Origin of the sequence: Fibrella forsythiae (assembly GCF_017353175.1) — a bacterium.
GTDB lineage: Bacteria > Bacteroidota > Bacteroidia > Cytophagales > Spirosomataceae > Fibrella > Fibrella forsythiae.
Map to the genome: position 1 here is coordinate 300,433 of NZ_JAFMYW010000006.1, position 12,009 is coordinate 312,441.

At 45.8% G+C, this 12,009-nt stretch carries 11 protein-coding genes and 1 pseudogene; 5 read left to right on the forward strand and 7 right to left on the reverse strand.

Annotated elements, in window-relative coordinates; genetic code table 11:
• The first annotated feature begins 22 nt into the window (after window positions 1-22).
• The 4 genes from J2I46_RS19940 to J2I46_RS19955 all read left to right on the forward strand — a co-directional run bounded on the left by J2I46_RS19940 (window position 23) and on the right by J2I46_RS19955 (window position 4,323).
• Window positions 23-547, forward strand: a complete 525-nt coding sequence (locus J2I46_RS19940) for a hypothetical protein (protein ID WP_207330816.1) — start codon at window positions 23-25, stop codon at window positions 545-547.
• A 4-nt stretch (window positions 548-551) separates the two neighbouring features.
• Window positions 552-1,844, forward strand: a complete 1,293-nt coding sequence (locus J2I46_RS19945; RefSeq protein WP_207330817.1) for a metal-dependent hydrolase — start codon at window positions 552-554, stop codon at window positions 1,842-1,844.
• Window positions 1,845-1,948: 104 nt separating this feature from the next.
• Window positions 1,949-2,674, forward strand: coding sequence for a DNA adenine methylase (locus tag J2I46_RS19950; protein WP_207330818.1), 726 nt, complete (start codon window positions 1,949-1,951; stop codon window positions 2,672-2,674).
• A 152-nt stretch (window positions 2,675-2,826) separates the two neighbouring features.
• On the forward strand, window positions 2,827-4,323 hold the full coding sequence (locus J2I46_RS19955) for a tyrosine-type recombinase/integrase (protein WP_207330819.1): 1,497 nt from the start codon (window positions 2,827-2,829) through the stop codon (window positions 4,321-4,323).
• Window positions 4,324-4,524: 201 nt separating this feature from the next.
• Here J2I46_RS19955 and J2I46_RS19960 read toward each other — a convergent pair whose 3' ends face one another.
• The 7 genes and pseudogenes from J2I46_RS19960 to J2I46_RS19990 all read right to left on the reverse strand — a co-directional run bounded on the left by J2I46_RS19960 (window position 4,525) and on the right by J2I46_RS19990 (window position 11,379).
• Complete coding sequence (locus J2I46_RS19960; protein WP_207330820.1) at window positions 4,525-5,112, reverse strand: hypothetical protein; 588 nt, start codon at window positions 5,110-5,112, stop codon at window positions 4,525-4,527.
• Window positions 5,113-5,696: 584 nt separating this feature from the next.
• Complete coding sequence (locus J2I46_RS19965) at window positions 5,697-6,455, reverse strand: SH3 domain-containing C40 family peptidase (protein ID WP_207330821.1); 759 nt, start codon at window positions 6,453-6,455, stop codon at window positions 5,697-5,699.
• A 179-nt stretch (window positions 6,456-6,634) separates the two neighbouring features.
• Entirely contained in the window at window positions 6,635-7,450 is an 816-nt protein-coding gene (locus tag J2I46_RS19970) for a hypothetical protein (RefSeq protein WP_207330822.1), read from the reverse strand.
• An 889-nt stretch (window positions 7,451-8,339) separates the two neighbouring features.
• The gene (locus J2I46_RS19975) at window positions 8,340-8,522 is read right to left on the reverse strand and encodes a hypothetical protein (RefSeq protein ID WP_207330823.1); all 183 of its coding nucleotides are present in this window, start codon (window positions 8,520-8,522) and stop codon (window positions 8,340-8,342) included.
• Between the two features lie 12 nt (window positions 8,523-8,534).
• On the reverse strand, window positions 8,535-9,053 hold the full coding sequence (locus J2I46_RS19980) for a hypothetical protein (protein ID WP_207330824.1): 519 nt from the start codon (window positions 9,051-9,053) through the stop codon (window positions 8,535-8,537).
• A 600-nt stretch (window positions 9,054-9,653) separates the two neighbouring features.
• Window positions 9,654-10,415 (reverse strand): annotated as a pseudogene (locus J2I46_RS19985) (DNA/RNA non-specific endonuclease).
• Between the two features lie 145 nt (window positions 10,416-10,560).
• Window positions 10,561-11,379, reverse strand: a complete 819-nt coding sequence (locus J2I46_RS19990) for a hypothetical protein (protein ID WP_207330825.1) — start codon at window positions 11,377-11,379, stop codon at window positions 10,561-10,563.
• A gap of 181 nt (window positions 11,380-11,560) precedes the next feature.
• Between J2I46_RS19990 and J2I46_RS19995 the strand changes: the two genes are divergently transcribed.
• On the forward strand, window positions 11,561-12,007 hold the full coding sequence (locus J2I46_RS19995) for a LexA family protein (RefSeq protein WP_207330826.1): 447 nt from the start codon (window positions 11,561-11,563) through the stop codon (window positions 12,005-12,007).
• The last annotated feature ends 2 nt before the right edge of the window (window positions 12,008-12,009 follow it).

The window sequence follows — 12,009 nt, forward strand, 5'->3', positions numbered from 1 at the left end:
CACCAGTTCACTTTCTACACTCATGAAATCAGTAGCCATCTTTTTCGCTGCCATCACTGGCCCGTTCTTTCTTTTCACCTTCTTTACTATCGCTGTTTCTGCATGCCATCACACCACTGCCGACCCTGAACCAGAACCTACCGGCTGGAATAGAACCGAGTTCATGCCCGTAAACGATAGCATTCAGGGCGACTACGAACTTACGGCCACACTATGCGGGAAAAATCCGCAGAACCTGTCTGTCTCGGTCTGGTATTTTCCGGCCGACGCTAACCCGAAAGATGCTGTCTACAGTATCACAAACCCTGGCTACGATGATGACGGAGAGCCAGCAGAGCCAGAATTGGCAGCTGATGATCTCGATGTTCAGGTAAAATTTATCAAAGAGGGAGCAGTCGTTAGCAACTACAATCTGAAAGCCGCTATGGTCCTGTATCTGGACCCTGATCAGTTGGCCGTCATGCAGATCACTGACGAGCAGGGTAATGTCACTTGGCATACGCAGTTGACCACAGGCAACAAGGGTACCACCTGCTTTCAACTCTAATGCTATGCAGGGCTACAACCACGTAGCGGGTGGTATTGTCTTTAGCGGCATCTTCGCCAGCTTCCACGACGTGAATGTATTTGCTCAACCGTCGCTCATTGGAGCGACGGTTTTTTGTGCGCTGTTGCCCGATGTTGACCATGTTTCCAGTACGATAGGCAAGGTTTTCTATCCTCTAGCAACGTACCTGCAATCGCGTTATGGTCATCGGACAATTACGCACAGTATCTTTTGCTATGCGCTTTTCTGTTGCCTGATCTGGTTGTTACCGCACGGTTACTTTGTCTGTTGCTTCTATGCCTTTGGTTCTCATCTGCTGTTCGACATGTGTACACGGTCAGGTGTTCCGCTATTGTATCCATTTAGCCGCAGGCCATTTGTATTACCTGCGAATCCGGGAATGAGATTGAGCAGCACCGATCACAGAGGCGAGCTAGTTGTGCTGGCTATTTTCATCCTGATAGGTTCGTTCTGTCAGCCTTTAATGGCCAAAGGATTTTGGACCACCTACAACGAAGCGTTCGCCACATGGGAACACGTTGACCGGGAATCGAAGCGCAGCCGCGATCTGCTACAAGTCACTTGGAGCGACCAGCAAAAGCAAACACATTCAGGCTATTTCTACCGATCTGCCGGCACAACAAACGTAGTGCTTACAGCCGCAGGTTTCGAGTTGCCGAAGTCGACGGAGACAAGACTGATTAGCTTCTCGCATTCAGGCATCACGGCCAGTGAACATACCCACACGCTGACGAACGTTCCACTCGACAGCCTAAACCGGCTACTCGCTCACCACTGCCTGACTATCCAGATTCAGAGCCTCGACGACATTACCTATTTCGATGGTCCACTGCTGAAAGTCGGAAAAGTCATCGACCTACAGCACCGTAAAAACCTACTGCTTTCACAGCCGCAACATGACGACAGCGAAGCCCTTGCCAAAATCGAACTACTTACCATTGAACGTGAGGCCACACGAAGGCGCTACGCGCAGGAAATGCAAACCTACCGACGAGCCTTGCATCAGGCCACAATGCACCATATGCATTTACAAGCACTAGCCGCCGAATTTGGAACAGCAAGCGATTATCGAAAGGGGCAGATTATCATGGAGAGAAAGAGACTTGAAACGCAGATAGCCAGCGACGAGGAAAACCCGCCATTACCACCCATTGCGCCAGATATGGCCCGTTTCGATCTACAGGAGCAGCTACTACGCAGACTACTTATTCACGACAGCCGTATAAGCGCCAACGTGATCACGGTTTCAACCTCAAAGCCACTGCCGGCACAGTAGCCAGTTTCATCTACGGAGGCCTTAGTAGTCAATTCTATCTACCATGGCCAGCGTAGCCGGTTCCGATTACGGCCGCAGCAGCCACTACCAACTACACAGATCCAATGCAGACAGCACAAGCTACGTTACCAGGTCCATACGAATCTTACTACGGCGGGAAAGGCGCCAGCGGAGCCGCCCAAACGATCATCAATCACATTCGGCCACATGCTACCTATATGGAATTGTTTGTCGGTAACGGAACCGTTTTTAGGTGTAAAAAGCCAGCTACAACTACTATTCTCAACGATCTGAACAACTTCGTTTTCGATGATTGGCGTAGCACCGGTTTTGAGTTCATGAACTCGACTATTGATTTTTGGAATAGAGACGCTACAGATATTCTAGCTACTTACCAGTTTCAGGGTGATCTACAGTACTGTGTTTATCTCGACCCACCTTATCCGATCAGTAGCCGCAGCGAGGGCAAAGAACGTTATGAGTGCGAAATGACTGACGACGACCACCGCGAACTACTAAACGTCCTACGCTACCTGCCTGATAACGTCGACGTGCTGATCAGTACGTACAAGAATCCGATCTATGCCGAGCTACTTCATGATTGGCACCTTGTGACGTTCCAAGCAATGACGCGCCGAGGACCAGCAACCGAGTATCTGTACATGAACTACGTACCTGACGGCCGTTTACATGATTACCGCTATTTGGGTGCTGATCGTACCGACCGTCAGCGCATCCGCCGCAAGATCAGGCGTGAGATAGCCAGGCTGAAAAACCTGCCTGTAGCCGAGCGTAACGCCATCATCAACGCCGTATCACAGCTGAGGTAGTCGATTTTGACACTGCTGCAGTGAAGCTAGAAATGGCTTCGACGATGCAGACAGTTTCATCTACTCCTTCCGGAAGACGTAGCCAGTTTCAACTACTTAATACTGCCGATCGGGCGCAGCTACTTTTAACTACCTGATATCATAATATATCTATGGAAGCCACCGAAGACAAATTCCTGACCATCGAGGAGTACGAGAATGCTCTTTCCAGGATCGCCAACCCAACACACCGGGTTCAATTCCTGCTAATGGGTGATGCCGGTTTGCGGGTTACTGAAGTGTGTGAACTACGCTGGTCATCTATCGACGTTCGGAAGAAAGTCGTTTCGGTCGACTCGCTGAAAAAGCGCGATAAATCCGACGTTCGCAAAATTCCAATGTCCGAACGCCTATACCTGGCTTTTGCCGATATGGTCAGTAAGAAGGGTAAGACAACCGGTTACGTGTTCGGTGGAGCCGAGCCCGTTGGACGCGGTGCCGTGAATAAGTGGCTGAAGGAGCTTTGCGCAAAACATTCTGACTTGCCCCACATTCACCCGCACATGCTACGCCATACGTTCGCTACGAATCTACGTGTTCAGGGTGCCGAGATTGCCGACATTCAGAACGCCTTGGGCCATGAGCGTGTAGATACGACCATGATCTACGCGCATGCCGACCGTGAGAAGCTGCGCCAACTGATCGAAGCCAGTGCGCCTAAACCTTCGTTTTGGGCTTTGCTGCGGCTGAAGCTATTTCCAGCTACACGCACGATTAATGTGCCACTGGCCATTATTCCAGATCTGGTAGGCCGTGATGCAGAGGCGCGGAAGGTAGAGCAGCTGATCAGCCAGGGCGTTAACACGCTCATCACCGGCCCGATCGGTATAGGGAAAACGTTCCTGATGGATTCGGTAACATACCCAAAGAAGGTACTGGAGATCGATGATACAAAGGATTTTAAGAAGTCGCTGGCTCACTGCCTTCTTCATCTATTGGGGAGCAAAGAAGCAGTGGCACAACTGGCCTACAGCACCGACGATCCCGAACAGTTGCGCGTGAAGGTGTCGAAAGAATCGATTCCAAACCTATGTAAGTTGCTGGCTATTGCCGCCGACAAGAAAGAGTACGTGCTGAAGATTGGTGAGATCGACAGCATCACGCCGTCCGTTGTTCGTGCACTCGAAGTGCTGAAAGATCATTTCATTATCCTGACTACAGGCCGAGCCGTGAAAATGTCGAGCAGTTCGTTTCTTTGGGATTTCGAGAAGTTAGAGTTGAAACCACTCGACCGGCCAAACAGCCTACGACTATTCCACCGTCTGACCGACGATCTACAGCTTAAACAGCTTGAATGGGTGCAGAATAAAATCTACGACACCAGCGAAGGGAACCCACGCATGATTACCGAACTGGCCGAACGCATCCGCCGACAGCCGGTAATAGATGCCTACGTAGTCGATGAAATTTGCAACAGCTATTTAGGAAGACAAACACGCGAGATTGACGTTTCGCCCTACCTGCTACTCATCTTTGGCGGCCTGATTATATTCAAGTACATCGGTCGAGAAGCCGGAGAGCAGGGTTTGACTTTCATCGGTTCGGCCATTATGGTGATTGTAATGTTCGGGCGGTACTTCTTTAAAGGAGCGAAACGGAAGAATATGTGAACTGAGCATATTTCAAGCTCGAATGATATTCCACCTGCTTACGATAACCCCAAAGTGCTGATGGAAAATAGATTTATTGAAGGCACGTGCTTTTGATCTTTAAACCCCCTCATCTCGTTGGACTGAATCTTGCCTTCAGGGGAGAGATGCCTGCCGCCGGAGACGCAGCCCAAGCAAAGCGAATTACAATTACTCTCTATATTACATTGTCAAACTGATTTGCTTCTCCAACACTTCAAACTTAGATATTAAACTCACTATACCACCATAATCACCCATAGACTTGCCATTTTTTTTCAATTTTGAGGTTCTGTAGTAAAATCCATACGACATAAACATTGAACTAATCCGTTTATCAAATGAAAGTGTAGTATCCTTGTATTTTTCCAAAGCGGCACTTGTAAAAAGTTCCATATCTTTAAAGCTGTAATGGCTCACAAAAAAGTCATCAAAAATTATGGCATTTATATATATTATTGTCTCAGCATCAAGATAACTATTATATTTAATAATAGCGTCATCTAATATAAACCGTCCCCGTTCAACGTTTATTGAGTCAACTTTGTACGAATGTTTAAAAGATCCTAATATATCGATAATAGCCCTTCTGAATTTGACGGACAGATAGCTTGTATCTCTAACACGATTAAAAAATTTATCTCTCTTGCCTTCTATCTTTTCGTATTCCAAAGGTTTAAGTAGTAAATTTAAGCCCATTAAAATCTGCCTATTGGCTATCTTTTTTATATTTTCACGATCAGAAATTTGTTTATTCTTGTCACGAATCACTAGTAAGGAAGTAATAAAAGAAAGTAAAGCAATTATAATAAGCACTCTTCCATATATAGTAATCTTTCGCCACCCCCTTTTTCGATCGTCCCAAGTCCTTCATCTTATACCTATGACCGCACCAATTAAGATCAGAACTAACGGTAAAACATCAGTTAAAAAGTTTTTCATCAGAATTTAAATTTTAATCGTTTTTTATTCAAGTCGGCGAAGCTTAATACGTACAATCTACTTTTATACCGAACCTTGTTAGACCCTGAATGTCGGGAAGTGCACTCTGTCGCACAAATGCTGCCCTGCGAACCTTAACCTGCCTAATCGGTACATTTCTCGTGTCAACCGGAACCCGCCGAACGAACGAAAAAGCGTAACCTCTGCGGCCTGCTACCTGTCGCCGAGAAGCCACCCAAGCGGAGCGGGATACAAACAGACTAAGTTTATGCTTTCTATCTGCCTTCAATCATTGCAATTTTTTATGTTGTCGTTGCTGGTTTTAATTGTTGTAATAGGGCCATATACTTATCAAATACCTGCCCTAGGGGCTTGCTGCCACAGCAATACTTCATCATTTCCTGTTCACTTTCTCACCTATTGTTTCGCATTACAGCGAAAACATTTTTTTGCTTTCTAATAAAGCCATCGTCATCTAAGGAAAAGTTGGTGCGATTAACACTCTGACCAACATTTCCACCGATGGCTTTAGCAATTCCTTCTACTATCTCAACAATCACATCACAATGAGCTGGAAAAAAACTGTCAGGTAAATTGTCGAAAGTTCTAGGTGTTTCGCGCCATTGGCAAATCATGTCACCTATTTGTGGCCTGTGCTCATTAATTTTAAAAAGCCAAAACGGCGCATTCTGATCGTTATTAATTCGTTTTCTCTTTGCGTCAAGAATGTATCGGGCGTGCGATTCGGAAAAGACAAAATCATTATAGCCCGCCTGCCTGGTGATGAACGAGATAAAAGCTGCAGACCAGAAAGAATCTCTGTTTCTCCCGTCAATGCCATGTATTCCTAAGGCTTGAAAGTATTCCCCAATTCGACGGAAAAAAGGCGGATTGAACTCCATGCCCATGCCCTGACCAAAGCGATCCCATTCGTTAAGAGCTTCCTCTACAAGCCGTTCCTTCAGCCTGCTCAGCTCTTCTCTGACAAATCGGTCAGATACAAAACCTCTTTTAGGGACGCCATTGACAATAGTCTGAATCTCCCGAAAACCCGCGTTGACCACATCGTTCAGAGTTTCTACTTCGTGCCCTCTGGGCAAAACAAGTATAATGTTATCTGGATCGGTGACGGGTGCACTTCGTAAATTTAACCCGGCGGCAATCACTTTCATTTTAGTCATATTACTGAATGTGCTGTAAGTTTCAAAACAACTGATAGTTAAAACAGTTTTTCGGGGGTTTGTTCGCCAGAACACGGTGGTGGCTGGGCTAAAACCTTCCTTCGGTGGCGAAAAACTTTTGCCTGACAAGTTCCTCGCCACCGGAGCTGACAACAACGTACGTCCAACTACTAGAACAGTGTCTCTTGGTCAAAATCAGAGAAGCCAAATGACAAGCTCTCTTTAAAGTCTGAATCAACGTTGGAGGGAGTCAATAAATCAATCGATGTTATGTTATCATCCAGTTGTTTATCAACCCCTAAAGTTTTGAATTTAGGTTTGCTAAAGATAGGAGTCTTTATTTTCATGGTTCTGAACAGCGGAGTAAGACCAGACTTAGCCACTATGTTTGTTTCTAGGGATCGCTGAAAAACCGCTTTAAAGTCGAGGCTAGCATCGGCTATATCAAAGTCAGCAGCGTCGACTTGCGCGGTAGCTTTCAATTCAATTTTGCTATCTGCGCTTTGTGAGATGAGTATGGTTGCAGAATCAGCAACAATGAGTTCCGTAATGACCGTCCAACTTTTATCCCACTTACTGTCTTTAAACAGTTGCACTATCTGCTCTCCTAATGAAATAGTGTCTTCAATAGAATGAGTAAGCACTCCTTTTGCTCTGAATACTGTAGAGTTTTCTTTGTTAAATTCCACAATGATTCCTGCGTCAATATCGCGCAACGCACTTCCAGGTAGAGCGGCTACCCCACTCAGTTTTGCAGAAATTGTGACACTTCCCTCACTTTGATAATCAATGTCTTCACGTGTTGTGTCCAGCCGAATTTTTGGCTCAATACCAAACTTCTCCTTTAAGCTGGAAATTCGCTTGAATTGGTTTTTGTCAAATGTACCGATGTCTCCTAAAGCGAGTGGTGTACCCGGAGTAAAGATTGCAAAGAAGCCAAATTTCCGGTGCATTTCGTTTGTGTACTGTCTTTGAGGACCTTGCATAAGAATAGAAATTAGGGTTTATAATACGGGCGTAGATTTTCTTGCCCTAGAACTCACTTTACTATAATGAATTTACTAAGCCTGTATAAACGCGGCGTTTGGCTTGTCGCCAGCCACCTGCCGAACTCGAAAAACTGACCCCGCCGAGGTGCTTCTCATGTCGTCCGAACGCCGGACATTAAAGCAAAAAATCTGACTACCGGGACGTTCGCCTTGTCAACCGGAACCTGGAAATGGAAGCCAAGTGCTAGTCTGTCGAGTTGGGCGATTTGTCGCTCAGAACGCAGGCTTTTTTGAGTTCAAATCTAACATGACGAGAAAATCAATGATAGGGTATTTTCCCGTATTCTAGTGTGTACTCCACCCAACATAATAAAGGGCGCAAGGCTACTAAATCATAAATTACTGACAATCAACCGATACTGGTTTTCCTAGCCCTGAGCTGGCGCATCCGCCTAAAGCTCAAGGCCCGGTATTACTAACTTATCAACAGATTGGGTAACCAATTGATTAATAGGCATATAGCTTTAATTTGCTTGCGATTTGGCAGTAATCAGTTGTAAGTGCACTTAAAGTGCGCTTACTATACAATGGATACTGATGTTAATTCAATTAATTCGGTCCCTCTTGATCAGTGAGTAGGTATGTAAAGTCAGGCAAGGTATCTAATGCTATTGCCGTGCTTGATGACCAGATGGATGTGAAAACGCTTTACAGCCTAATTCACGGGTTAATAACAAGTATCCTTCAACAGTTCGTAGATGGGCTGATCGAGTGCAACGAATTACTAAGTTACTATCATGCCTATACACTAACCGAGTTTGACCAGGCGGCGGCACCACACCGCATCTACAGTAAACCCGCCCCCAATTAATTGCTCCTGTACTTCTTATTCCTTTATAGAATCAGGATCAGGCCAAGGTTCTGGTGGTTTTAAAGACTCATAATCTTGTTCGACTTGCTGCTGTAACTGCTGCTGTTCTTGTTCCTGTTGTTGCTTTTGTTCCTGCTGTTGCTTTTGTTGCCTACGTTGGTGCTCTTCTCGCTGTTGCTCTTCGTGATTTTGAAGCATGACTGTTATGGGTTAAGGGAACCAAAGCATATTTGTTGAAATTTGAACGTTCACTTCTTGGAAGCACTTAGTTTCAAGAGATTTAGAGGGGTTAGGATCATCGATGGGGTCAAGTTCCTTGCGTCGGTCAATGGCGTTGTTACGAATGGTCACCATTTCCGTATTGAAAGCCTTGTGTTCACGAACCATTTTTATAACTCGGTCGAGGTCATAGAACACTGTGCTGTGACCTGCGTACAGTTTGCTGTACCGTTCAATCTGATCGGAAAGTTTGAGGATTGGCTTTAATACAGCGATAACAGCAGCTACACCGGTAAGGCCTGTCCATACGTACTGACCGACACTATCTCTCCAGATCAGCCAACCCCCAACAGCGGATGAGGTGCCAATAGCGAGAATGAGGTCTAACGCCATGCTCCACTGCCGAAACTGGACCAGTCTACAGCCATAATATTTCTTGTTATTCAGAGCATCCCGGTAGTCTGAGTATAGGTTTCGTAACTGCTCTTTCAAGTCAACTGTAGCTTCCACGGACACCATAGGATAATGATATGTAAATCAATAGTTTACAAGAAATTTTTTGTGTAAAGAAAGTATCATCGCCGTGATTGCCGACGCTGAAGCCAAGCGTATTTATTAATCGGCATTATTCTAAACGACTATTGTACAGACTTTACAGCTATGGCTATTATTAGTATACATTTACAAATTTTATCTAACAAAATATGGTACAATGCCTTACTCATAATTAGAGAATAGATATATTATACAGTAAAGAAGCGGGCTATTAAATCGCTACTTTATCAGCGTTTGAAGCCGAATATTGTCTGTTAACGGCAATCAGCTTTAGCCAATGACCCTCTATGAATTTACATCACTTAAATCCCATTAGTAATTGACAATTGTCTGGGAGCAAAGTCAGTTTCTAGCCTTACGGTATGAAGCGGATCAGCGTATAAGTTTGTATATTATGGATACGTTCTTCGTCAAGGTGTTCTACGATCCGGTGCTGAACGAGATCGTTCGGCACCGGATCTTCGTCACTGATACACTTTTAATGTCTCACGTACCTAGTCAAATGCTTTCCCAGATTCTAGCTGACTTGTTATAAATGAGAAATCATATGGTAGCCTACATTACTGGGAGCAGGTACATATACTGTATAACCGTCCGATCTGCCCCCGCTTCAATTGCGTTCTGCACACTGGCTGGCACATTCGACAGCAAATCGTACCCTGTTCGCTGCTCGATCTCATCAACGCTAACGCGGTAATTCGACCACTTATCATCACCAACGGCATTCGTGTTTGGCATCCAAACAGCAATGACGCGCGTTTGAGCGTTCATCCGTTGCAGATCATTGTTACCGACTGGTAACACGACAATAACTTTCCACAGAGCAGCTGGCACTGTTAGCTTACCGCCAGCTAATAAATCAGCAGCACCGTTATTGCCTGTGCCGCCAATGCCCCACGTTCCAGAAACTATATAGCACTCGTTACCATCGGCCACCAGTGACCGCGTGTAATCTTCCAGCAGTCGCCACGCCTGTTGATTGTGCTTTGGCGCTTATGGTACGATGTTCGATAGCGTAAACGTGACGCGGTTCTCAGCGGCCGTACTGTCGCGGTCATCGCTGGGACACATATGGCCCCGATCAAAGCCGCTATTCGTGTAGTCTGCGTGACGTACCTGATAGGCACCTGCTGGCAAAGTAGCCTCAGGGATAAAGTTGCCCGAGTAACGGGAGGCTCCCCCTTTCCAGGCGGCTGACAAATGCCAACTTACCCAGTTGGGAATGCCCTTCGCTGCATTGTAGCCAACCACGTACATACCCTTATCGAGCAGGTAATTGTTGGCATCCGACGTATTGGCATTCGATGGATTACCCATTGCCAGATTGTTATCGCGAGTAGGTACTGTCGAGCTACTATCTGGCGTAACCGCAGCTTTTTGCAGTTGGTCATCGTAACGGCAAGTAGCAGGCCGTATACGAGTAGTGGTTTTAACTTTTTCATACGTTGAATGCGCCTCACCGTTATAGCTGTGTACTGGCTTCGGCTTTCACTAGATCAGGATACGCGAATAATGGCAAGTCATATAGATCGCCAAACAACTGATAAATCTTAGCTGAACTGGCTTTGAGACCTGTATACGTAGTGGCAATCGGCAATTTGATATGTAGTTCCTTGGCTGCATCAACTACTCTGGCATCGGGAACACAGCAATGCTCACCTAAAATATTTTGATAGATGCCCTGGCAGCGTAGCTCTCTTAAGATCAGAGGTATCTTAATTAACATTTTTTTGCTTCCAACACCTAAACCTTCAATGCCCCGCATGTACTCCATGAAAAGATGAAAGTCACCAGTGCTATTCGACTGCTCCAGGACTGCTCTAATCTGTGGCCACCTAGAAGCCAGTATGTGAATGCTATTGTATATGTCAGCCCGGTAACTGACCTTCTTTCGTGATGCATAACCAGTCAGCCGTGTCACGGCTTCAGCAGCGGCCAGGTGCCGCTGAGCACACTCACTATCGCAGTTCGACTTTGCTGACCAATACAGCGGGTCATGCTTTTGTAAGGTTTTCAACTGAGCAACGAAAAAGGCAGAGTTTTCCCACGGTCCCGTTCTCGACCAAACAATGGCCAGCACAAACAACAGAAACAAATCCTGATCATCTCGCAGGTCAAGCCGTATGCGGTTTCCTGCGTCATCACTCAGCCGAAAATCGCTCACCCAGCCTGAATAGCTGTTATCTATTCCGGTATTAGCATAGGCCAGATGAGCTTTGTGTTTTAAAAACAGGGCTGTCAACTTATCGGCAGAAGCCCGTTCGGACGAAGTAATAATCATGGGTTGAGAGTTTTTCCAAAGATCAGCTATACAGTACCAGTTTCTCTATAGTGTGCGGCGGATTAATTGGATATTTATAAAACTCTCTTCAAAGGTCTTGGTCAGCATTTACCTGTCGATACTAATTATATAACAAACTTATATTATAATAGCGCAGTTTATGTTTTTATTTAACTATAAAATGCGCGCTACTCCAATTACTGACGTCGATTTCTTTACAAAATCCGTTGCCACTACCCGGCTTCGCATACCCTTTTATGGCTCCCTAATTCAGGCTGGGTTTCCATCTCCAGCTGAAAATTACGTGGAGCGCGTGTGCGATCTGAACGATCTATGTGTAAGTAATCAGGAAGCCACCTACTTCGTGCGCGTAATTGGCGATAGCATGATAGGGGACCGCATTGAGCCCGGCGATGTCTTGGTTGTCGACTCGTCCCGAGAAGCGATTGACGGGCGAATTGCTGTAGTGTGGTTCAATGGCGAGTACACCGTCAAGCGCATCCGTCAAGCGCATCCCCTCGTTATTCTGGAGCCATCAAATCCCAACTACGATCCTATCTATGTGCAGCCCGACGATGATTTTCGCGTGTTCGGTATCGTTACGTTCGTCATCCATAAAACGATATAGAC